Origin of the sequence: Paenibacillus sp. 1A_MP2 (assembly GCF_052244825.1) — a bacterium.
In the GTDB taxonomy this organism is placed as follows: Bacteria; Bacillota; Bacilli; order Paenibacillales; family Paenibacillaceae; genus Paenibacillus; species Paenibacillus vandeheii.
Genome location: NZ_JBQQCS010000001.1, coordinates 5,449,355 through 5,471,085 on the forward strand (window position 1 = coordinate 5,449,355; position 21,731 = coordinate 5,471,085).

Below are 21,731 nucleotides of genomic sequence, written 5' to 3' on the forward strand. Positions count from 1 at the left end.
ATTATTGCCCCTCCTTCAGATAAAGGATGTCACTTACACCACGTTCCTGATTTTTGCCCAGTGGATTGTTGACAACCCGACCCATGAAGTACATGGTGGATGAACCGCCGCCGTCCAGATTGTAGGCTTCTGTTGCTCCAAGACCTTTCATAACATCAGCAAGCTCTGCCAAAGTCATGCCACGGCTGTCATCCTGCCGTCCGTCCACCACAACGAACACATAATGATTGGGGGCAATCATACCGATCGCGGTTCTTGGGTTCGCATCCTGGATCGATCGGTTACCAAAGTTGTTATCAATTTTCACATTGCTGAAGTCACTGACAATCTCACCATCCTGAATCAGAATCGGTCCAAAAGATAATGTATTGGTCGCGCCTTCCGCCAGCAGTTCCGATGAGGAAACTTCCGTCTCGTTGTACGTCTTCATCGTACCGTCACTGAATAGCGCCATCGCATCACGCACCGGATCATCCCGATATACCGTACCATTACGGATAATCACGCCATCGTCGCGGAAACCGTAGTAGTCTCCATTGATTGCAAAGATCGCATTGTTGGCCGCTGCAATTTCTGAAGTGTTTTCGGTAATATTCGTGCCAAAGCTGTTATCTGCCAGAGCCGAGCGCAGGCTGCTCGCATCCGTCAGCTGTACATCCGCGACGTAATACGTGATCTGGTCCGAGCCGGAGCCCGTCTGCATCTTGTCGATCTTGACCTGCATATCATCGCTGGAGTAGTTCCAGTCATCTGACGTTGCATTCACTTCGGTTGCGTTAACCTCAGCCGTGTTTGAATCGCTGCTGACCGCTGCTGTGTTATCGTCTGCCACGACCACTTCTACATGTCGAATCAAATACCGGTTCGCCAAACTGTATATCACTGTGCCTAGCCCCAGTATGATGACAAGCGTAAGGATCATCCATTTCCGTCTGGACTTGGGTTTCGTGTTAAGTTTGTTGTTCTCATTGTTCCGCTGGTTGGGTTCTCTGTGCATCGTCATACGTGAAATTCACCTCTTAATAAAGTTCTTAGGCTCATGATAGGTCGGATAGCTTAAATGAATCTGAAACATGGGAACGCAAAAAAAAGAAGATCGCGCTGTCTCCGTCGAGGAGATCATGCAACCTTCTGATTAAATGATGATGAATGGATTTTATCCTACATATGTATAAACCCAACAGGCACAGTTCAGAGTTGAACCGCCTTTTATAAACGTTGTTGTTCACCTGCAAAAAGAGCATCGTATGCAGGGCAGGGCTGCTTTTCCAGATAATCCGTTAACGCTTGCGGCCGTTTGGTATAGATATCCTTCAAGGACGTTCCCTGATAGATATTACCAATGACAACTGGATGGCATAACTCACAGATAAGAATATCCCCATTCCCATGCAAATGAAGCTGTTTGGTTCCATCCACACAATTGGAGAAGTACACACCCGGCTGTTCATACAAACCCAATTTTTCGGCAAAACGATCCATGCAGGTAAAATATAACGTCGTATCTTGCTTCTTGTGCTTGATTAGCTCGTTTACGGAGTGGATGAGTGACTCCTTGGTGACAATCTGGCTCCACTGGCTATGCGGCATCACGATGCTGTTCTGGATTTCATGGATGCGTACACCCAAATCATAGACTTTATCGCTAATGGCCTGCATGTTGGCCTGGGTACCTTCAAATAGCAGCGTCTCCAATACGGTCTCCAGCCCCGCCTCAGTACAAAGACGGATGTTGTGCTCCAATCGCTCATACATGCGGGGATGTACACGATAATAGGCGGCATATGCATCTGGGTCCGTATAGTTGAACGAAATATGAATATTGGATAAGCCCGCATCACGCAAGGCATGAATTCGTTCTTCCGTCAGCAGGATGGCATTGGTATTTAACTGCGTGTCGATGCCATGTAGCCCACAATATTTCACAATCTCCAAGCAATCCTGATATTTCAGCGTCACCTCTCCCCCGGATAAACGCACCCGCTTGAGCCGCGGAAGTTCACGGATAATTCGGATAACCTCCTGACCGCTTATGCATTGCCCATCGTCCCGATTGTATGCGCAGCAATAGTCGCATTTGTAATTGCAATTGGAGGTCACACCGACCTCCAGTCCTTCCAATTCATATACGCCGGGTGTTTCAAGTTCCAGTGATTTATATCTGTTTTTCGCTGTCAATTTGATGTACCTCCCGATTCCTTATCCATGTTTTTTCAACTTGGAGATTATAGCGGATCTCGGTCGATGCACGATATGACATTATGTACGTTTCAAAAAGTATAGAATACGATGTCTTTGCAATTATTCAAAAAACTTAACAGAAACTTATACTTGTATAACCGATTTCAAGGATTCAATCGCCTTTTCCATTAATAAAGGTTCTGTTATCCATCTTCGTGGGTGTGAAAAACGCCCCTTATTATCAACAGCACATACACGACGCTCTCGAACATGCTCAGACCAATCAATAACCCGTCTCATCTTCTCTTCAAACACTTTATCCACAAATCCCATTATTACAAAACGTGATTTTTCGCACTCTTCCAAAAAAGAATCTTGGGAATGAGTTATAGGATCTTCAAGCAATGAGAGTACATGGTTTGAAATAACCTGTTTTGCTCGATTATGGTAGACCTCTGCTTTCAGACCAGCAGATTGGCGTACATTGGAAAGGTTATAAATGCGTAGAATACCGCTTGGCTCAGAATGTCCTTCAAAACTACATTTGAGTAGCTTAATTATGTTGCGCATAGTCAAGTCAGCGTAATCATTAACTTCAAAAGTATCACCCTCGCTTGTACCATTCTTATAAGAATTCCATTCTGGTGTTTTTTTTAATTCAAAACTCCCCGGATTTGTCATTATAACCATGCCCAGTTGCTTAGTAGATTCTCCAAAATGAATAGATGTATTATGTCTTAATAGTAAAGCCTCATTATCATGGTACACTCTATACATAGAAGCAGTAACACGTTCTGGATACTTTCTAACTTTAACCATATTAACACCTTACCTTTCGGAAAGTTTGAGAATTACCAACATAATAGATATAACAGATCGACTATTTAAACAATCGCAGATCATGAAACGAAACTACTATAATATATTATTTTAATTATATGTGTCTGAATCATAATCGGATCGTATGATCGCATACATTTTCAAATCCTGCATTTCGTTTTTAATTTTCATATACTTCCTTAAAACCCCTTCAAATTTCATGCCTGCCTTTTCCATGACCTTTGCGGAACCGATGTTTCCGACCAGACATTTAGCCTGAATTCGTTCCAACCCGATGTCTTCAAATCCAAATTGAATGATTCGGCTAACCACTTCCGTCATGATTCCTCGACCCCAGTACTCGTTGGATAACACATAACCCAATTCCACCCTCATACTGTTGCTGTCGCACCCCAAATAATTGCAGCTGCCAATCAGCTTCTTCGTTTGTTTATCCTCGATCCCCCATGGTCCCAGCTTATCCGCCTCATATTGGCTCATGATAAAATCAATAAAGACTTTGGTATCCTCCTTGCTCTGATGTGCATCCCAGGTTGTGTACTCCGATACAGCAGGAACCGCGCAATAACGGTACATCTCATCCAGATCAGCATAGGTAATGGGCCTAAGGAGCAATCGTTCTGTTTCCAATACTGGAAATGGGTCGAAATAGCTTTCAATCGACTTCATTTGTATGCCTCCCCGGGTCCTTAAGTTAGTTTTGCGACCGTTGCTTATAAGGAATCACTTTGTCCTGTTATTCTGTTTTGTTCCGGCTTTCCGCTTCTTGATCTACAATTCCATAACTCACAAATCGCTTGAGACTTTCTTTGGTTTTGGAGCTGGTTGCTTCATATTCCGCCCATATTAAATAGAACACCCCCAGGATTAAAGCAACTATACTCCAATTTCTCGGAGCAGTCCCAACATAATTCAACATCTCCTGGAACAAGTCCGAACTCCATGAAGCTACACCAGAACCAAAAATAGCAGCAGTTAAATATCGAACACCGTACAGAAATGCCGCTATGACCAGCAGAAGTGTCCCTGTAGTTCTACGACTCACACATATTCCCCTTTATAAAATCACGGCCATAACTTCTGGTGCTTCCATTGCCCTTGATGCAGAACATATTGGATTCGCAGATGCTTCCGCTCCGGGTCTCCCTGCCAGAATTCAACTTCCTGTGCGTTCACGGCGTACAGTCTCCAATTCGGTGTAATAACATCAGGATCTTGGCTGATTCGTTCCTTCTGAGCGGCAATGGCACGTTCCAATTCTTCCTCGCTCTCAAGTTCCTGACTCTGCCTTCCTGTCATCGCAACTGCGCGTGCCCCTGCTGATCTTTTCCGAAAATCGGCCGCCCCCGCTTCCTCGCCCATATCCTCGGCGGTCCCTCTTATTCGAATCTGTCTGCCCAGCGCAGGCCAATAAAAGGTCAGTGCCACCTGCGGATTGTTCGCCAGCTGCTGTCCTTTTCGACTCTCCGATCCAGATGCAAAATAAAAAGCTTCGTCAACTACGTCTTTCAAGATTAATACTCGTGCATCTGGGAAACCATTCGAGTCCACTGTCGAGATCGTCATCGCATGAGGTTCTTTCACCTCATAATCAATAGCCAGTCTCAGCCAATCCAAAAAAAGCTCCCCAGGTCGATCCGGTAACAGCTCGGTATCCCAAGATGGAAAAGGTCCAGACAAGGACTTCAACCCGCGCAACAAATTACTCGGTTTATCACTCATAGCGACTACCTCCTTAGACTTCCATTTAATTCCATTGTAGCGTAATTGAACTTAATTTATTTTTATAAGATTTAAACTCATTACGTTTCCTTCATCCAACGGCTTCAATTCTCTAAAATAATCTTCCAGGTATAGTCTAGTTATGGTGGATATAATCTCGTCTTTGGTGACTTCTTTTAATAGAATTAGATTGTTATCAATTCTATAAGATCCATTATGGCTTACCTCATCATTAAAGTCCTGTGTAATTCTAGCAAGATCATATGCCGCAACTCGAAACAGTTCTTTATCGATTTTTACATAAATGTCGTATCTGTATCCCTTACTCTCCGCTTCCCAGCTAAAAAGTTCGTTATCTTCTTCAAAATAAATCTCCATGTATTTACTCCCTTTTCTAACCTAGATGATTCATCATATTCATGCTGCTAAACTCCCAACCATTTAGTCCTTTTTCAACCGTATGAACACTGGTATTCCCTATAGAATGAAACTCCGATGTATTAGTCCAATTTTGGTGTCCTAAGAGATAATAAAGTATGTTAATTACTCCACCGTGTGTAACCAACAGAACATTGGATTCGACCTTGTGCTCCTCTATACTCTGGCATAAATTTCGAAAGGATGTACATATTCTGTTATAAAAATTTCGAGGGCTTTCTCCTCCTGGAAACGGGGTATCCATTCCAAGCTTGTTAAAATAAACTCCTGCATAGTTCACTTCAGCTTCCTTGTTTGGCATGCCAGCCAAATCTCCGTTGTTCATTTCTCTCCAGTCCTTCAGGTAATGCGCTTTTATATCCAGCCTTTTTTCAAGCTCTTTTGTAGTCTGTACTGCACGTGGGAGGTCACTGCTAATCACCGTATTGATCTTATATTGCTCTGAATGATGATACAGATAAACTCCGAGCCTCTCCGATTGAATAATACCTTGCTCAATGAGTCCTCTCTGACTCCAGCCACCTCTGTATCCCTCCTCATCCATCCCGTGTCTCACTAAGAAAATCTTCAAGTTATCTCCTCCTCTATTCGAATTCTTCTTATAACAAACCCCGGCCCTAGATCTTCCATCTTAGGTCGGGGCTTATGTTTTTATCTGACAAACGTATTATGAACTCGTTCTGATTTAATAAAGTAAGGAATCCATATGGCACAGGTAAGTACCGACTTTACAATATCTCTTACCGAACTCCCATCTTCAAGCTCTCTGGCCATCGGAATCTGAAGCAGCAATAAATAGTCAATAATACCCACAACTAGACTGACACTATAAAACATAATCATAAGACGAGGGAATATCGATTTTTTTCTATAAAAAGCAATGACAGTGTATATGCTAAACATTAAAAATAGCGCATTATATACTGTTTCAAAAATGATGACCGGGCCCCATAACGGGTGATAATAGTCCGATTGATCTGAAGTTAACAACTCCCATGACTCTGTAGTCACTGCTGGCAAACTATATTGAAATAGTTGTATTGCGAGCAAAATGATTGTAAGAAAAAGTCCGATTTGAATGAGGATCAACCATCCCCCAAGTCCCGATACACCTAATGGTCGATAGTCTACCTTCGACTCCTCTACATGTGGTTCCACTAATAACACTCCTTATTCTGTTTTGTCATTCTGAGATGATTACTCTACTGTAGTTCTCAACATGCTACGTGTTACTTTCAACCTCTTTTGATACTCTGTATGTATCTGTCTAGTACTTCCCTGATAGCTCCCTGCTGCTACCTTTCATTGTTATCGGGTTTTGTCACAACTTCCTTATTGTACATCACAGAGGAGTAAAACGATACAAAATTCACCAATTCAGGTCATGATTCGGAAAATGAAAACCTTAGCTATACTTCTGCCATGTTCAGCAACGTATTCTTCCACCATACTGTACTTAACTCGTGCAGAGATGGCATATCTGCATATAACGTTCAAGCAAGGCAGATCCGTTTACTCCTCTATTAAAGGAATCTGTTGTACCAGGTAACGGTTGAGGAAATGGTTTCCGGTTTGGATTAGTGGAAATAAAAAAAGAAGAGGGTTACTTATTAAAGGATAATCCCTCTTCTTCGAGCGCTTGTCGAAGTTTTGGCATCGCTGAAGGCCCAATTCCATGCAGCTTCAAAATCTCTTTTTCAGTGTATTGCGAGAGTAACTGCAACGTTATAATTCCCTGATTCTCCAGCGCTCGTCTGGCGGGTGCAGACAGCAATGCAAGAAATCCCTCTTTCGGTTTTCGTTCCTTCTCACAGACAGGACAGGTTGGACAATCGCTACTTTTGTAATAGGCATGCCCTTGTTCGCATGTTCTTAATGTTCCTTTAGTGTTTGCCATGTGAGTCACTCCTTTCCGTTTTATCAGATAACAGTTATCTCGGATTTAGATACTCAACCAGTTCTCAACATCTGAGATCATATCCTCGTATTGTTTTAAAGCCTCTATAGTCCATGTAACTTGTGATGTTCCCATTTGTTGTTCTTCATTGTCAGTACATTCAATCCACAAGGAGCGTTTTAGACTGTATTCGAGCCAGTCCAACTTTCCGGCAAAACCATTTTCGAGAACCATTCTCCAATTGGCGTTTAAATTCCCAACTCGAGACCGATATCCCTCTATAAAAGCTATGAACCTTTCTTTGCACACGTTTCCGGTGTGATCTACAGACCAATACATAGCTGTTTCCACCAGGTCATGCATCGGATTGATATAACCCGCTGATTCCCAATCAATAATGATGGGATTGTTCTGCTGCCACATCACGTTCTTAGGTTCAAGATCTCTATGACTAATAACTGTATCTGATCCCAGCATGACTGATGATTTTTTTGCCTGAGCACTCCACTCATATAGCTTTTGAAGGTTATTACCTAATAGAAGCGTCCAATCAGAGTCTTCTTTCTGCCCTTTGTTTAGATAATAAGTCCAATCTGTTTCTTTCGAATGATCCAACTGAAGATTAGGAATTTGAAGTTGCGAAAAATCAGTTTTATGAATATCCGCAAGAATCATGCCCATATGTTCACAATAAGTTTCGGTTAGTTCATGAAGCTCCAAACTTTTACCATGAATCCAGTCAAATATAAGATAGCATTGATTATCTAATATTTGCATTAAAGAACCGTTTATCACTTTGGCAGGTTGAGCATGGATAAAACTTGCTGCCAAGCTTGCTATTTTTTCAGATTGAATATAATTCTGCATAGCTGTAGGTCTACTCATAATTTGAGGATTCAGTGCTTTCACAGCATATTTGACATGTGTGGTTTCAATGGCATACATGCGATGTAAAAGCCCACCCGAGATTGCCTTGGGCTTACTGATCAACTCACCAAGTTCTAAATCAGTGATGAGTTTTTCGAATTTTAGATTATATTGAATATTATTCATAGGCTATAACAACTTTTGAAAACTACCAATATCCAATCTTCGCTCAAACTTATATCCCACGCCTTTAAACATCGCACATTGCTCATATCCATGCTTTTCAAATAAGGATATACTGCGTGTGTTTTCCATACAAACGGTAGCAATCAACGTGTAGAATCCTTGCTCACGTGCAACACCCTCTATATAACGTAACGCTTTTCCGCCAATACCTTTCCCTACGGTGCCCGGTTTCAAATAAATCGTTACTTCAGCCGAGAAATCATAGGCTTGTTTGCTCTTATATTGGGTAATTAGCACGTAGCCTCTAATTTCGTTCTCTTCTTTAATAACAAACGATTTAAACCGCGGATTTGGGTTCATGACAGATGCTTTGATTTCTTCCAGAGTCAATTCTTCGGTATGAAATGAGATGGTCGTGTTGGAGACATAGTAATTATATATTTCCTTGACTTCATTCAAATCCTGTTCTTTTATTTCTTCAAAAGAGTAGATGGGCATTTCCATTTTCATACTGATAAATAACAAGTCCTCGTCATTCACTTTGCTATAAAACTCCTTATCTTTTTTAAAGCCTGTCCGCTCATACACTTTAATTGCTCGCTCATTGAATGAGGCGACAACCAGCCGAAACTGAGAACGTTTAAATTGGTTTTGCAAGAATACTAAACTTTGTTTAAGGAATACAGATCCTATCTTTTGCCCTGTCAGATCTGGATCTAATCCGATGCCTATATCCAGATATCTTTCTTCTTGATACAGTCCGATTGCGGTTCCTCCCGGCACACGAGCTGATCCCCGCAACAAATAAATCCTACTAACCTCTCCCGTTCATCCAGGACTGAAAAGTACTCTCCATTCATCAACTCATGAATATCTTCATCGGAATCAGAGAAACTGTACATTTCGTATTCATGATCATACTTCCAGGTAACGATTCTTTCCGCATCAATTAATCTCATTGGATAATAGGATAAAAGCATAAATAGACCTCCTTCTTATACATGTACGGGCTTAACGAACTCCGATAGAGACACTATCATTGTTTTTCATATAGACTGGCACTCCAGCTCCCCAGTTCCACTCTTCGGATATATTGGAATCCATAATCTTTATAATATTGATTAAGTCTAAGATTATCGGCCATGCAATCCAGCCTGATCAAGGTCTTGCCTTTATGTCTAATATTCTCTTCTGCTGATTTTAGAAGAAGTAGACCTATACTTTGTCCTTTAAAATCTCTATTCACTGCGAATCGGTGTATGTATCCGGAATCCGGGTTGTCGAGTTCTTTCCAAATCAAGGGATCTGACCATGTTAAGGTGTACGTGCCTACGACTTCATGATTCATTTCAGCAAGATATACTTCTGATCCATCATTCATGAATTCAATGACTTTTTCCAGATTGAAATACTCGGGACGCCATTGATATATCTCTTTGGAGTTCAGCCACCGGGCAGACTCTTGCCATAGGTTCAACACAGTTGGTGCTTCCTCCGGTAATGCAAGTCTAGTTGTGAGTTTAGTATTAAGTTGCTCCATCAAGATCCCTCGCTTATTCAAAGTCAAAATCTTTTCCCTGAATTACTTTATTTCAAACGGTCTACTATCCCGATCAACCACGCTGCAAATCGTTCTTTCTCCTCGAACTGTGGGTAATGGGCCGACTCATCAAATACAACAAAATCTTTTTCGGGAGCTTGAAGCTTAGTGAAATACTCTCGTGCCGCTTTCACAGATGTCATATAATCATATTTCCCCATAACAAAATAAGTCGGAAGCTCCAGTTGATCTACAATGTCTGGCAAATGGTTGGAAGATTCTTCCTTCATGAGAATTTCCTGTGTAGCCTGTACTCCCATGGAATACCGAATCACATCCAGCGCATTATATTCGGTTCCCAGTAGAAAGCCAAGCGTATAATCCTTGTTATCGTCAATCAGCCTGGCTGCACCGCCATACTTGCGAACCAGATCTCTTGGCGTGTACTTTTCTCCTCGCTCGATTGAATGGCGAAGAAGCTCCAAACTTTCCACATCTTCTGTATTGCCTGCTTGTTTCGCTTGCGTGATCGTATATTCCAAACTATCCAGCTCACTCTGAGGAGTATCCGCCATTTGTCCAATGCCTATATAAACCATGAATTTGTCCGGTGCTTTGGCTGCCGCTTTTGTTCCTATGTATGTTCCAAATGAATGACCGACCAGCACAACCTTCTCTTGTCCCAGCTCGTTAGTAACATTATCCGTTAAAGCGAGCAAATCATCGACAAGCATATCCGAGGTCAAACCTGAATAATCCTCCAACAAATGATATGACTTTCCGCTTCCACGCTGATCATAATGCACAATGGTGAAATGTTGCTCAAGCTCCTGCTGATACTTCCTTACATAAGGAATCTCGGAGCAACCAGGACCACCATGCACGAAAATAAGAATCGGATTGTTCCGGTCCATCCCGCGAATCATAACCTCATGACCTGCACCATTGATCTCAACCTGTCCTAACGTGCTGATACTATTCTCTCCCTTGATCCCAGGGGTCCATGTGGGAAAGATCAGAGCGAGGATTACGATTAAAAGGATACTAACTATGGCGCGTCTGAATATTTTAATTGACTTCTTACGCACCATTTTCAATTTCCTTCAAGGTCTTATTAGTTTGACTAAAGATAAAATGATCATCAGGGTTCCAAACGTGCAGATGATCAGCACGGTATCCACGCAGCCACAACACGCCGTTAATTCGTCTAAGATAAAACCCACTCGGAAAATCTTCGTCTTCGGTTAGTATCTCTGATGCAATTGTGATAGAGCCCACTGGAGCTCGATGTCGTTGTATAAGATTTCCCGAATAACCTTCAGGCTGATCCAGATACACCAGTCTTAGGTGAGGCCCCAGCTCAAGCGGGCATAATTCCAAATCTAATTCGCTTGCTCTTTTAAAGATCTGACCCGTAGTAGCTCCATCAGGAAAACCAAGTTCACCAACGGTTAGTTCAACGGTCTGCAGACTGTACTTTGTATCAGAAGTTGTAAATTGATCATCAGTTAATAGCTTCTCTCCCAATTCATTCATCATGATAGAGTTTTGTTGCAATTTTTGAAAAAGCTGCGTTTTCGTAAGTCCACCAACCTCTACTGTCCTCTTAATCATTTCACACTCAGGGTACATTTTCTCGTTTTCGATACGCACTCGTTATCACTCCTAACAAATTGGGTCAGGCCTAAAAAACGATATAATAAACTGAATTTAAATATTCTAGAATTCCACATACATTTCCTTGTTTACCTATACTCTGTTAGTTGAACAGGCTGCCGCTAGACAGCCCTCATATTCTTTAAAACCTTATAATTATAAAATGCATTTTCTACACAAATAGAGTCTGCTTTGTAAGTGGGATATATTTATCCAAAGGTAGGAGCAGGTAATTCATCAATTTTCAAACGAAGTAAACTATACGGTTTTTGTCGCATGTCTTTTCCATAATGAAATCTTGCCTGTCTATGTAATTGGTTCACAATTACATATAAGTGTTGATCCGGACCAATAGAAAACGTATCCGGCCATAAAATTCTCGGATCATGTGCAATGGTTTCCATTATTCCATTTGGCAATATTTTTCGAATACTATCGTTTTCATAGTCTCCAGCATAAACGTTTCCTTTTGCATCCGTTATCAATCCATCAGATGCACCCTTTTCTCCCCAATACTGCACAAGATAACTTAAATTAAAATCCGGTATCGTTCTGTCTCTTAGGGCTTCTGTTGAGATCGAGTAAAGGTAACGACTGGATAGTGGACAGTAAAATAACATTTTTCCATCTGGGGAAATCGCTATACCATCAGAGGCCAATTGAAAGGGAGATGTCGAACCATCCGTGTTTCGATTCATCAAAATTTTACCTTCCACTTTCGGCACAAAATACGGATCGGGTGAGGTTGACCTTGCTCCATCTAACCGTCTATACGCATTTCCGTTTTCTAAATTAACAACGATAATAGCACCTGGACCTCTGGAAGAAGAATCCGTTATATAGGCGTAACCTGCTTTACCCACACGAAAATCAAATCGGACGTCATTCAGATACGTTGTCGGCAAGACTACATCTTCTGCAAACGTATATACTTTTCTTATTGTATTTGTTTTTAAATCTACAGCGACTAATTTGGCTCCTCCTTTAACAGGCTCAGAAAAATTTGGTGCACCCGTATCCAATACCCACAGAGTTCCCCTTCCATCAGCAATTACACTTTGGACACTGACGAAGGACATACTGATATTCAAAGGGTTTATCAAATTCGTTTCTAAATTTGGATAAGGCTGCAACTGACCCTCAACAATTTCCGCTACCGTAAATCTAACGTCATCTCCCCATTTGGGAAAGCAAATGAAGATGCGCCCGGTTTCTGATACACTAACGCCTGTAGGCATAGCCCCATAGAATGAAAAAACGAGCTCTAACTTTCCGAAATATTCCTCCATAGGTAACATAGTTTTAGGATATCCTCCCAACATATTTGAATAGATATTACCTAATCATATGTTTAAGACTTTGTCTAATGCCTGGCTCTTAATTATTCTTTTTCTAACCGAAACATGTCTCTAGCCACTCACTGTTTGCCTTCTTCTCGCAGCACATAAGCCAATTGGTACATTTCCGCAATGTCATATCTGTTCTGTTCTTCAAATCTCTTGATCGCTTCACCAATCTCTACAACCTCTACAGCAATCACCTGCTCCCCATCCACTGGATTCAGCGGTTGGCCCACAAGTTCAACCTCTCCATAGCCAATGAGTCTCACAAAATGAGGATGCGGAATATGCGGTCTATACGGATCAGGCGCACTCGACATGCAATGAAAATGTCCAAACAACTGATACGTGATCAATTTGGCTCCGAGCTCCTCCATCACTTCACGTTGCAGTCCACCCATATACTTCTCTCCTGCCTCCAACGTACCTCCGGGCAGCTCCCATTTCCCATTATCGATCTGAAAAATAACCACTTGTTCCCCGACAAACGGGATGATACTCACATTGCTTACCAGCGTTTCATCCACGATATCGTTCAACCTAAACTCCGCTTCAACAATCCCCAATGAATCGATGTACTGAGCGCCGGGAATTGTTCCTGATCCAAAGTCTTCATCTTCTATCCAATCCTTTCTATGTAAAATAAATCTTCCATCTATATCCTATCTTTCATTATAGATCAAAAAAGAAAAAGAAGGCCACCTTTCCCATCGGGAATCCATGACCTTCTCATGTTATATCAGTTGAACTAAAACATGTTTACACATGCCACTCCGAGCGCTAATGGTGTACCAGTTTCCCATTTTCCAAAAAGAGAACCCGATCACATAGCGGCAAAATCCGCTCATCATGCGTAACCATAACTGCACACTTGCCCTGCTCCTTCACGAGCCGTGCAATCATGCCAACAATATCGAGGCCGCGTTCCGCATCCAGGCTGGCTGTCGGCTCATCCGCGAGCAATACGGCTGGATCATTCATCAATGCTCTCGCAATGGCAACCCGCTGGCGTTCCCCGCCGGACAGCTTCTCTACATATGCCTTACGCCGATGGGTTAAACCTACCGTATCCAGCAGCTCATCGACTCGCTTCGCTGCTTTGGCTTTGTCCGTTCCGGCAAGCTTCGCAACCACCATCAGTTGTTCCTCCACTTTCAGATATGGAATGAGGTTGGCGCTTTGAAAAATAAATCCAAGCTGCTGAAGCCGCACATCGGATATATCCTGTTTGTTTTTGCCCATAATCGATGCGCCATCCAGCAGAACCTGTCCTTCCGTCGGTTCAAGGAGTGCCCCTGCGATGGACAGAAATGTACTTTTGCCTGAGCCGGAAGGCCCCATCACTGCGACGAGTTCTCCTTCGGCCACCTCTAGATCCAGCTTATCCAATATCGTCCGTTTGACCCCACCATCTTCGAAGGTCTGTGTAATTCCCTGTAATACCAGTCGGTTTTTCATGCTGCAGTCCTCCCAATCGCATCAAGCGCATCAATTTTGGTAACCTTCCACACCGAGAATAACGAACCCGCCATAGACATAATGAGGAATAACACGCAGGTTAGTGCCAGTGTGGACAAGCTTAATTGAAACGGCATTGAAGCTGGCAAGATGGACTCAAACAGCTGAACCAGCAGAACACTGATCACCAGACTGCCGACGGACAGAAGCAATACTTGCAATGAAACACTGCCAGCCAGATACGAATTTCGCGTCCCAATGGCTTTCAAAATGCCAAATTGACTCGTTTTCTGAATCGTGATGACGTAGAAGAATACCGCAAGTACAAACGCCGAGATGACAAATAAAAAGGCAATCATCATGAGCAGTGATCCCTGCTCTTCTTTGTAACCAGGAATAGCCGATACCGCGTCAGACTTCGTAATTACTTCCGTATTCGGCAGAGCGCTACTCAGGCTGTCTACCTTCTCACCTGCATCCTTAACGGCAATTGCATTGTATACAGGAGCATTGGAGTCTGCTGTTCCTTGCGAAGTACGGGAACCTTCCTGAATAGCAAGCCATTCCTGTTCGTTCAGGAACACAACCGGTGAGTGACTAAAGGACTCATTTTCAACAAATCCACCCACGGTCCACTCCGTTCCCGAGGCTTGGTCAACCAGTACCGTTCCAATCGTCACGCCGGATTCAGACAGCTTTTGATCCACCACAACCTGCCCGTCTTTCTGATCCGTGATCGGAGACCCTTCGGTTACGGTTGGAGCGAGCCAGCCTTCAGGATTCACCATGAAAAGCGTTACATCAATCTTCTTCGTCTCACCAGCTGGACTGACCGTTGTCATTTTCACACCCAGCGGCTCAGCATTCTCTTGCCCCACAGCGGAGCGTGTCTGCTCCAGTTGTTCCTGATTGACCTGGGAGCGGGTAAAACGATGATTCGAATCCTGCTCCAGAACAAAATGGGTTGCTGCCATATTTTTGATGGAAGCCGCGTTGTCATACGCGAGTCCCTGTGCCAGACCTGTTACAAATAAAACCAGAAATGAAACAAGCACCATAATTGTAGCAATTAACGCATACCGCCCTTTGGCAAACCTCATCTCTCTAATAGCCAAGTACATATTCTCTGACCTCCTCTTGATAACCCAAGTATAGGAGGCGAAAATGAACGGCAAATGAATAACAGATTACATCTGCGGGAGCGTCACGGTAAAGACCGTTCCTTCAGCTGAACTGGACACCTCAATCGTACCGTCATGGATGCGGATAATTTTCTGCACAATGGCAAGTCCAAGCCCGGTTCGGCCGGAAGAACGCTCTCTTGCACGGTCTACCCGGTAGAAACGATCAAATAGGAAAGGCAAATGCTCCGCCGCAATCCCATCCCCTGTATCCCGAATATGGATTATGCATTGGGCATTGATCTCCTCGGCACGAATCTCGATGCTTCTCCCCTGTGGAAGATGATTCACGGCATTCCCCAACAGATTCATCCAGACCTGCATGAGCAGCACTTCATTGCCATATAGCTGGATGGATTCGGGTACCGAAATTCGGAGCAGCAGCTCCTTTTCTTCCAGCTGCCATTGCAGCACCTGAACCGCTTGACGGAACTGATCCCGCAGAGAATTTCACTTTCGTCAAATCCTCATGGCCCTGTTCAAGGGAGGAGAGCAGCAGCAACTGTTTACTCAGCAAAGACAGATGACGACTCTCTTCCTCAATAATGGAGGCATAGTGCTCCCGTTCTTGTTCAGGCAGTTCGCGATCCCCTACCAATTGGGCAAATCCCTGAATGGAGGTCAGAGGCGACTGAATCTCATGTGATACATTGGATACAAACTGCTGACGTGCCTGATCTACCCGTTCCAACTCACGACTCATGGTCATGAAATGCTGGGCCAGCTGTCCAATCTCGTCGCGCCGCGTGGTACGTAATTTCAGATTATAGTTTCCTTGGGCAATGCGCTTGGTCGCCTCCGACAGACGTTCAATCGGATTCACGAGATAGCGGGTACTGATCAAAAAGAGCAGGATGCTAATGCCCACCGTAAACGCGCCAATCAGCGCAAAAAAGATACGCAGTTCACCGAATTGCAAAATGACATCCGGACGCATAAACAGAGCATAACTTGCAGTGCCCATCTGCAGATGAACACCGACGGTATTGCTCAGTTGATTATCAAAGAACCCGGTAATGAACGGTTTGCTAGGAAACTCGGCAACCCCGTGGTAAATCTCACCACCAAGTACCCGGTCTACAGCCTGCTTGTCCAGATCCTTCTGGCGGAATTCACGACCATAGAATTGGTCATTCCCTTTTCCATCCGTCACATAGATTTCGTAACCGAGCGCTGCGGCATTATTCAGATAATGCTCCACCGTAGCGGGTTCTTGCTCCACAAACTGCTTCATTTGCATTGCGATGCTCACCAGCTTCTCATCATTGAAAGACTTCAGCTTCGCATGATAATAAATGTTGGATAAAAGAAAACCGAGCATGGCGCTGACCAGAATCACCGCGATCGTAATCAGAAATACCCGAAAGTACAGTGATCTCAATGCGCTTTCACCTCAATCTTATAACCAATCCCCCGTACCGTCTGAATGACAAAATCATCCGCATAATCGGCAAAACGGTCACGCAGCCGCTTGATATGCACATCCACGGTACGGTCATCTCCTTCGTAATCGGCTCCCCAGACCAACCGAATCAGTTCATCACGCGAGAACAAACGGCCTGGGAATTGAGCCAGCTGGGAGAGCAATTCGAACTCCTTCATTGGCAAAAAAGAATCGATTGCCCATCGGAGACCTCCACATTGTTCCGGTCAATCACGATGCGGTTCATGCGAATGATGTCACTGGACGTGCGATGGTACCGGCGAAATAATGCTTTGACCCGGTAGACCAGTTCCTCGGGTTCAAACGGCTTTGTCACATACTCATCCGTACCTCTTAAGTACCCATCCCGCTTGTCGGATAGCTGATCCCGTGCTGTCAGCAGCATGATCGGAATGTCATAATGTTGGCGAATGAAATCACATAACTCCAGTCCATCCATGCCTGGCATCATCACATCCAGGATCGCCAGATCGATCGGCGTTTCTTGCATCACCTTGACCGCTTCCACTCCATCCTGTGCTTCATGCACCCGGTACCCTTCCTTGGTCATAACATGCCGGAGAAGTGCTCTAATATTGGCATCATCGTCCGCCAGAAGCAGATTCTTCATATCGTTGTCCGCCCCTTCTAGTTTCAAATTCATCTAATTTGTAGTGGGAACCACCGCGATATTGATCCTGCACAGATGGTAGCACAAAAGCAATGTAAATCGCCAGCGAACATGCAATGAGTGCATCGGTCATGTTTATATTTTCTCAAAGCTGGTTGACACTATTATTAAGCGCACCTATAATAAAAACATAACATATGAACGGTTGCTCATATATTCACTTATAAATGATTAATCATTGCCGAGGATCACTTTTAGTCACAAAAGAAATTATATTACATACCGGAGCACGGCTCCAAAGGAGAGGATTTCATATGTCCGGACATCACCACAATCACGACCATGGACACAATCATGCTCATACCAATAACAAGAAAGTACTATTGTTTTCCTTCATTATTATTACCGTTTATATGATTGTTGAAGCCGTTGGTGGATTCATGACGAACAGCTTGGCCCTCATCTCTGATGCAGGTCATATGTTGTCTGATTCCATAGCTTTGGGGATTGCCTTGCTGGCGTTCACTTTTGGCGAAAAAGCGGTGAACACAGGCAAAACATACGGGTACAGACGCTTTGAGATTTTGGCAGCCACGTTAAATGGGGTTACCTTAATCGCTATCTCCCTCTACATCTTTTACGAAGCGATTGGTCGCTTCATTCATCCGCCAGAAGTCGCAACGGTCGGCATGTTGATCATCAGCATCATTGGCTTGCTCATCAATATTCTGGTGGCATGGATCATGATGCGCGGTAGTGACACCGAGAAAAACCTGAACATGCGTGGAGCTTATCTCCACGTCATCAGCGATATGCTGGGATCGGTTGGCGCCATTGCTGCGGCTTTGCTCATGATGTTTTTCGGTTGGGGATGGGCCGATCCACTTGCGAGTGTCATTGTTGCCGTACTGGTCCTGCGCAGTGGATTCTTCGTCACAAAATCATCCTTGCATATCTTGATGGAGGGAACGCCCGCGAATGTCGATGTGAGTGACCTTGTGCAAACGATTCAGAAGGTAGATGGTGTCAAAGGCGTGCACGACGTGCATGTCTGGTCCATCACCAGCAACCTGAATGCACTGACTGCACATATTGTGGTGGACGGAACGATGGATGTGTATGCATCCGAGGTGCTTGTTCAGAAGATCGAGCATTTGCTGGAGTATAAAGAAATCAAACATGTGACCTTGCAGGTAGAGTCTGAAAAGCATCTGCACGACACCTCGGTATTATGCACCGTCAAAGGTGAAACACCGGATGCTCATGCGCATCATCATCATTGAGATTTAGAGACCGTTGGCTGTAAATTGAAACAGGACTGATTCCCGGTAGTGGAATAGTCCTTTTTTTCATTTCGTCTATAACTTTAATTCCTTCCAGTTGTTATGTATTACAGGATGGCATTTTCGAATTCATCGTGTTAATGCACAGTGCTTTTTTTGTTGCGCTTAACCTGACAAATATAATAACGAGGAGGTCAAATCGATCATGGGAAAATTCCAAAAGTTTTTGTCAGTGATCCTTGTCCTGATCACGCTTCTTCTGCTTCTTAACTACCTGGAGTTAAGGGAAAACAATAGACTACAAGTCATCATCATTAAAGGAATATATAACTAACATCTATATTCTCTCGTCAATGATAAATTTTTTCTCATCTTGTTTATTGTTGTTTTGTTTTTTGATTTCAGTTTTCAACTCATGCACTTCTTTGATCAGATACTCAAGTCTTATTGATGTTTTTGACGAATCTATGGCATAACGTACAACTACTACAATGATAAGAAATACAAAAAAAACATATAAACAATAATATTAAAGCTCCAAAGAGATCCATTTAGGTTAACAACTCCTTACTTATATTAAACTTATCGAATGAGGTAACGTTCATGACAAAAAAAGCATTCTATCCGTTTCTTCTCTTCTTCCTTCTTCTCACGGCCTGCGCTTCAGAAGATTCTGCTGAAAATCAGGACACGGAGACTATCCCAAGAAATGAGACTGCACCTGTAATCATGAGTGTTGAGACTAACTTTTCCGAGAAAGGAGGTTGGGTCGTCGTCCCTGCAAAAAGTACAGAATTAAATGTCACAGTAGAGACGACCAACGCAGAAACACTCCTTTTTTGGATTGTTCCAACGGGGACGGAAACTTGGGGAGAGCGAGAACTGATTGGTTACGATATTAACGCGAAAGATGGTTGGAATGTAACGTGGAATATTGCCGGTAAGTCTTTGCATCATCGCTTGGTTGTTCAAGCATTAGGGAGTGATGGAAAGACACTCACCGACGAAACGATAAATATTACGAACGAGTAATTTGAGTTATTTAACGTTAGCATATTTAATAATCGGCGCCCACTCTAATCAATCTTTTATTAAGTGGGCGCCGATTGTTTAAAGGTAATACCCCTGGGTTACTTGATCTAAAATGAAATCTCTCGGTCATGCCTTTCCCTCCTTCATTAATCTCCACCACCGCCACAAGATGAGCAGCTGGATGAGCTGCAGGAAGAATCGGATGATGACCCAGAGGATGATCCGGAATCTCCTGAGGAGCCACTGCTGTCAGTACAATGATCTGCATAACAGCTGGAACTGCTCGTACAACCACTGCTTGACGAAGCACCATAGGCGGCCTTTTCCTGTGGAAGAATCTCCTGCTCCAGACGCCCCATATGCACTCCATATGTCGGCTCGTGATGCATAGAGTGATACACCATGGCACTAGCCATGATGAGAGCCACATCGCTCCCACCCGAAGTTTCAAGAGATAGCTCTTCCTCGCTCAGGCTTGCTGACCTTTGTAGTCGTTCAATCAAGTAGGTAATAACCCCCGCAGCTTCAGGATCCTCCTGCATGCGTCTAGCATGAAAGAGTTGGTTCACCAGTTCAGATTGATTGCCATGCGCGATCAGCTTCTGCATATCACTGGATAACGGATAGCTGAAGAAATCACCCCAGATCGCGGAGCTATAGGGAGTGAACTCAAATAATTGGCAATACACCCAGTCAAACCAGGCTCTTGCTCCTGGCGTTTCGCGGCGGGTAACGGTCGGCTCATGATGTACCGTGGAACCCATAAATTCCGCACAAAAGTCTGCATATGACTTGGTAAACATCAACATTTCATGCCATAGCTCGTCTACCTCTTCGCTGAACATCGGCACCTGCTTTAGCAAAGAAGCCATAATGAAGTACCGCTTCAGCTCCAGCAGTTTCCAACGATACTCCAACGTTTTCATATGGGGATATTCCTGTTGAATTCGGATCTTGAGTTTATTGGCAAAATGCTTATTGAAGCTCTTTTCCAATTGTTGAACGGTTTGCTCATAGGAGACTTCTTCACGAAGTCCAAGATTCATAGGCACTTTTTTTCGTCTATAGGTAATCTTCGTGTGCTTCTTGCGGCTTCCTGCTGGACGAAAAATCCTGAGTTTACGCCAAAATAAATATGCTGCAACAACCAATACACCTGCTGCTAGGTAGTAGTAGATAGGCGACATCGTGGCCTCTCCTCTCCGTTGATCTTTTCTATGTATGGGCTAAACTCCCATTAGTATAAATGACGACCCACAACTATTAAAGAGCCCTTTGGCATAAATGCCAGGGCTGTAAGGTCGTGCATTTCATTTCGGCACATTGTTATGAGATGGCTATGATTACACTGGTTAAAAGTAGGAGCAAAGTTACGGGAGCCCAGATTCTTCGTTCCCATACGCTTCTTGTAATGAGGTTTAATATCGTACCTAGCACCAAATACGCAACAATAAACCAAATCGCCGTACCTGCAAACGTAGACCATCCAGGCAAGATCAGACCTGATTTACTCAGGACAACTAGAGCGATAAAGGCTAGAATGGCGATCTGAAACAAGCAGGCAAATCGCATGGATCGGGGGTATTTCCCGGGAAACTTCCCACCCATGGCATACTCGCCCCACGGCACACCTACCGCTAAAGCAACTTGAAAGAGAATCACGATTAGGATCAGGATGGTAAATACTATTGATGACGTTAATACGATCATAACCACACTCCAGTATTCAAAGTGGCAGTAGAATCACTCCCATAATAGGGATGCCTTATTTTCCAATCGTAGATCCTTCATTCACTACAGAAATGCAAACATGATTGTTCTCTAAATTATACAGGATATGACACTAAATCATACTTCCTTTTTTGCCTTTTCGACTCCCCTGCCTGTCCGTTAACCACAGTAACATTCAATAAGTTTGTAATATAGAAGCTCACCCTCGCAAACATCGTAGCATCTTCATATGATCTATGGAATCCACTCGCTCTTTCAACATCGTGTCTCTCGATTGGGAATCAATACAAATAGAGACTTTCACTAAAGGAGAGTCTCTATTGTA

At 43.5% G+C, this 21,731-nt stretch carries 24 protein-coding genes and 2 pseudogenes; 2 read left to right on the plus strand and 24 right to left on the minus strand.

Going from position 1 to position 21,731, the window contains the following annotated elements; all coding sequences use genetic code 11:
- Position 1: 1 nt before the first annotated feature.
- From ACTWJ7_RS26690 to ACTWJ7_RS26795, 22 genes and pseudogenes are all read right to left on the minus strand, one after another.
- Positions 2 to 1,003: a phosphodiester glycosidase family protein gene (locus ACTWJ7_RS26690; protein ID WP_301881713.1), complete on the minus strand. Its 1,002-nt coding sequence runs from the start codon at positions 1,001 to 1,003 to the stop codon at positions 2 to 4.
- 206 nt (positions 1,004 to 1,209) lie between these two features.
- Positions 1,210 to 2,178: a radical SAM protein gene (locus tag ACTWJ7_RS26695; protein WP_301881715.1), complete on the minus strand. Its 969-nt coding sequence runs from the start codon at positions 2,176 to 2,178 to the stop codon at positions 1,210 to 1,212.
- Positions 2,179 to 2,325: 147 nt separating this feature from the next.
- On the minus strand, positions 2,326 to 3,000 hold the full coding sequence (locus ACTWJ7_RS26700) for a hypothetical protein (RefSeq protein WP_301881717.1): 675 nt from the start codon (positions 2,998 to 3,000) through the stop codon (positions 2,326 to 2,328).
- 111 nt (positions 3,001 to 3,111) lie between these two features.
- The gene (locus tag ACTWJ7_RS26705) at positions 3,112 to 3,690 is read right to left on the minus strand and encodes a GNAT family N-acetyltransferase (RefSeq protein WP_301881718.1); all 579 of its coding nucleotides are present in this window, start codon (positions 3,688 to 3,690) and stop codon (positions 3,112 to 3,114) included.
- A 67-nt stretch (positions 3,691 to 3,757) separates the two neighbouring features.
- A complete protein-coding gene (locus ACTWJ7_RS26710; RefSeq protein WP_179132685.1) occupies positions 3,758 to 4,066 on the minus strand; it encodes a hypothetical protein in 309 nt (102 codons plus the stop codon).
- 20 nt (positions 4,067 to 4,086) lie between these two features.
- Positions 4,087 to 4,743, minus strand: a complete 657-nt coding sequence (locus ACTWJ7_RS26715) for a pyridoxine/pyridoxamine 5'-phosphate oxidase (protein WP_301881719.1) — start codon at positions 4,741 to 4,743, stop codon at positions 4,087 to 4,089.
- Between the two features lie 51 nt (positions 4,744 to 4,794).
- Positions 4,795 to 5,121: a hypothetical protein gene (locus ACTWJ7_RS26720; protein WP_301881720.1), complete on the minus strand. Its 327-nt coding sequence runs from the start codon at positions 5,119 to 5,121 to the stop codon at positions 4,795 to 4,797.
- Positions 5,122 to 5,137: 16 nt separating this feature from the next.
- The gene (locus ACTWJ7_RS26725) at positions 5,138 to 5,752 is read right to left on the minus strand and encodes a histidine phosphatase family protein (protein WP_024628171.1); all 615 of its coding nucleotides are present in this window, start codon (positions 5,750 to 5,752) and stop codon (positions 5,138 to 5,140) included.
- Positions 5,753 to 5,832: 80 nt separating this feature from the next.
- On the minus strand, positions 5,833 to 6,339 hold the full coding sequence (locus ACTWJ7_RS26730; RefSeq protein ID WP_024628170.1) for a DUF2569 domain-containing protein: 507 nt from the start codon (positions 6,337 to 6,339) through the stop codon (positions 5,833 to 5,835).
- A gap of 445 nt (positions 6,340 to 6,784) precedes the next feature.
- Positions 6,785 to 7,078 carry an RNA polymerase alpha subunit C-terminal domain-containing protein gene (locus ACTWJ7_RS26735; protein ID WP_079346486.1) on the minus strand — a complete coding sequence of 98 codons (294 nt, stop codon included), beginning with the start codon at positions 7,076 to 7,078 and terminating at the stop codon, positions 6,785 to 6,787.
- A gap of 45 nt (positions 7,079 to 7,123) precedes the next feature.
- Complete coding sequence (locus ACTWJ7_RS26740; RefSeq protein WP_301881723.1) at positions 7,124 to 8,131, minus strand: aminoglycoside phosphotransferase family protein; 1,008 nt, start codon at positions 8,129 to 8,131, stop codon at positions 7,124 to 7,126.
- 3 nt (positions 8,132 to 8,134) lie between these two features.
- Positions 8,135 to 8,914 (minus strand): GNAT family N-acetyltransferase, encoded by a 780-nt coding sequence (locus tag ACTWJ7_RS26745; protein WP_443146019.1) that lies wholly within the window; start codon positions 8,912 to 8,914, stop codon positions 8,135 to 8,137.
- A complete protein-coding gene (locus tag ACTWJ7_RS26750; RefSeq protein ID WP_443146020.1) occupies positions 8,860 to 9,111 on the minus strand; it encodes a hypothetical protein in 252 nt (83 codons plus the stop codon). Before ACTWJ7_RS26750 ends, ACTWJ7_RS26745 begins: the two co-directional genes overlap by 55 nt.
- Positions 9,112 to 9,167: 56 nt before the next feature.
- Complete coding sequence (locus tag ACTWJ7_RS26755; RefSeq protein ID WP_079346492.1) at positions 9,168 to 9,671, minus strand: GNAT family N-acetyltransferase; 504 nt, start codon at positions 9,669 to 9,671, stop codon at positions 9,168 to 9,170.
- A 47-nt stretch (positions 9,672 to 9,718) separates the two neighbouring features.
- The gene (locus ACTWJ7_RS26760; protein ID WP_079346494.1) at positions 9,719 to 10,762 is read right to left on the minus strand and encodes an alpha/beta fold hydrolase; all 1,044 of its coding nucleotides are present in this window, start codon (positions 10,760 to 10,762) and stop codon (positions 9,719 to 9,721) included.
- Positions 10,752 to 11,303 (minus strand): helicase, encoded by a 552-nt coding sequence (locus ACTWJ7_RS26765; protein WP_301881827.1) that lies wholly within the window; start codon positions 11,301 to 11,303, stop codon positions 10,752 to 10,754. Before ACTWJ7_RS26765 ends, ACTWJ7_RS26760 begins: the two co-directional genes overlap by 11 nt.
- 233 nt (positions 11,304 to 11,536) lie before the next feature.
- On the minus strand, positions 11,537 to 12,625 hold the full coding sequence (locus tag ACTWJ7_RS26770) for an L-dopachrome tautomerase-related protein (protein WP_301881727.1): 1,089 nt from the start codon (positions 12,623 to 12,625) through the stop codon (positions 11,537 to 11,539).
- A 119-nt stretch (positions 12,626 to 12,744) separates the two neighbouring features.
- Positions 12,745 to 13,206 (minus strand): NUDIX hydrolase, encoded by a 462-nt coding sequence (locus ACTWJ7_RS26775; RefSeq protein ID WP_443146021.1) that lies wholly within the window; start codon positions 13,204 to 13,206, stop codon positions 12,745 to 12,747.
- 241 nt (positions 13,207 to 13,447) lie between these two features.
- Positions 13,448 to 14,125: an ABC transporter ATP-binding protein gene (locus ACTWJ7_RS26780; protein WP_301881729.1), complete on the minus strand. Its 678-nt coding sequence runs from the start codon at positions 14,123 to 14,125 to the stop codon at positions 13,448 to 13,450.
- Positions 14,122 to 15,246, minus strand: coding sequence for an ABC transporter permease (locus tag ACTWJ7_RS26785; RefSeq protein WP_301881730.1), 1,125 nt, complete (start codon positions 15,244 to 15,246; stop codon positions 14,122 to 14,124). The genes ACTWJ7_RS26780 and ACTWJ7_RS26785 overlap by 4 nt, the downstream gene beginning before the upstream one ends.
- 66 nt (positions 15,247 to 15,312) lie before the next feature.
- Positions 15,313 to 16,687: pseudogene (locus ACTWJ7_RS26790) on the minus strand (ATP-binding protein).
- Positions 16,684 to 17,360, minus strand: a pseudogene (locus tag ACTWJ7_RS26795) (response regulator transcription factor). The pseudogenes ACTWJ7_RS26790 and ACTWJ7_RS26795 overlap by 4 nt, the downstream one beginning before the upstream one ends.
- A 314-nt stretch (positions 17,361 to 17,674) precedes the next feature.
- On the opposite strand from ACTWJ7_RS26795, the gene ACTWJ7_RS26800 reads away from it, so the two are divergent.
- Both ACTWJ7_RS26800 and ACTWJ7_RS26805 read left to right on the plus strand, forming a co-directional pair.
- The gene (locus tag ACTWJ7_RS26800; protein ID WP_301881733.1) at positions 17,675 to 18,643 is read left to right on the plus strand and encodes a cation diffusion facilitator family transporter; all 969 of its coding nucleotides are present in this window, start codon (positions 17,675 to 17,677) and stop codon (positions 18,641 to 18,643) included.
- A 603-nt stretch (positions 18,644 to 19,246) separates the two neighbouring features.
- Positions 19,247 to 19,675: a hypothetical protein gene (locus ACTWJ7_RS26805; protein WP_301881736.1), complete on the plus strand. Its 429-nt coding sequence runs from the start codon at positions 19,247 to 19,249 to the stop codon at positions 19,673 to 19,675.
- 146 nt (positions 19,676 to 19,821) lie between these two features.
- Here the strand turns inward: ACTWJ7_RS26805 and ACTWJ7_RS26810 are convergent, their stop codons facing one another.
- Positions 19,822 to 20,862: a hypothetical protein gene (locus ACTWJ7_RS26810; RefSeq protein WP_024628151.1), complete on the minus strand. Its 1,041-nt coding sequence runs from the start codon at positions 20,860 to 20,862 to the stop codon at positions 19,822 to 19,824.
- A gap of 139 nt (positions 20,863 to 21,001) precedes the next feature.
- Positions 21,002 to 21,385, minus strand: a complete 384-nt coding sequence (locus tag ACTWJ7_RS26815) for a hypothetical protein (RefSeq protein WP_301881739.1) — start codon at positions 21,383 to 21,385, stop codon at positions 21,002 to 21,004.
- Positions 21,386 to 21,731: the final 346 nt, after the last annotated feature.

Bases quoted from the DNA above. Each gene is read 5' to 3' on its own strand.
- ACTWJ7_RS26690 (WP_301881713.1), bottom strand. From the start codon at position 1,003: ATGACGATGCACAGAGAACCCAACCAGCGGAACAATGAGAACAACAAA.
- ACTWJ7_RS26785 (WP_301881730.1), bottom strand. From the start codon at position 15,246: ATGTACTTGGCTATTAGAGAGATGAGGTTTGCCAAAGGGCGGTATGCG.
- ACTWJ7_RS26780 (WP_301881729.1), bottom strand. From the start codon at position 14,125: ATGAAAAACCGACTGGTATTACAGGGAATTACACAGACCTTCGAAGAT.
- ACTWJ7_RS26720 (WP_301881720.1), bottom strand. From the start codon at position 5,121: ATGGAGATTTATTTTGAAGAAGATAACGAACTTTTTAGCTGGGAAGCG.
- ACTWJ7_RS26810 (WP_024628151.1), bottom strand. From the start codon at position 20,862: ATGTCGCCTATCTACTACTACCTAGCAGCAGGTGTATTGGTTGTTGCA.
- ACTWJ7_RS26735 (WP_079346486.1), bottom strand. From the start codon at position 7,078: ATGGCAAACACTAAAGGAACATTAAGAACATGCGAACAAGGGCATGCC.
- ACTWJ7_RS26800 (WP_301881733.1), top strand. From the start codon at position 17,675: ATGTCCGGACATCACCACAATCACGACCATGGACACAATCATGCTCAT.
- ACTWJ7_RS26805 (WP_301881736.1), top strand. From the start codon at position 19,247: ATGACAAAAAAAGCATTCTATCCGTTTCTTCTCTTCTTCCTTCTTCTC.
- ACTWJ7_RS26700 (WP_301881717.1), bottom strand. From the start codon at position 3,000: ATGGTTAAAGTTAGAAAGTATCCAGAACGTGTTACTGCTTCTATGTAT.
- ACTWJ7_RS26740 (WP_301881723.1), bottom strand. From the start codon at position 8,131: ATGAATAATATTCAATATAATCTAAAATTCGAAAAACTCATCACTGAT.
- ACTWJ7_RS26760 (WP_079346494.1), bottom strand. From the start codon at position 10,762: ATGGTGCGTAAGAAGTCAATTAAAATATTCAGACGCGCCATAGTTAGT.
- ACTWJ7_RS26715 (WP_301881719.1), bottom strand. From the start codon at position 4,743: ATGAGTGATAAACCGAGTAATTTGTTGCGCGGGTTGAAGTCCTTGTCT.
- ACTWJ7_RS26815 (WP_301881739.1), bottom strand. From the start codon at position 21,385: ATGATCGTATTAACGTCATCAATAGTATTTACCATCCTGATCCTAATC.
- ACTWJ7_RS26705 (WP_301881718.1), bottom strand. From the start codon at position 3,690: ATGAAGTCGATTGAAAGCTATTTCGACCCATTTCCAGTATTGGAAACA.
- ACTWJ7_RS26770 (WP_301881727.1), bottom strand. From the start codon at position 12,625: ATGTTACCTATGGAGGAATATTTCGGAAAGTTAGAGCTCGTTTTTTCA.
- ACTWJ7_RS26765 (WP_301881827.1), bottom strand. From the start codon at position 11,303: ATGTACCCTGAGTGTGAAATGATTAAGAGGACAGTAGAGGTTGGTGGA.
- ACTWJ7_RS26755 (WP_079346492.1), bottom strand. From the start codon at position 9,671: ATGGAGCAACTTAATACTAAACTCACAACTAGACTTGCATTACCGGAG.
- ACTWJ7_RS26750 (WP_443146020.1), bottom strand. From the start codon at position 9,111: ATGCTTTTATCCTATTATCCAATGAGATTAATTGATGCGGAAAGAATC.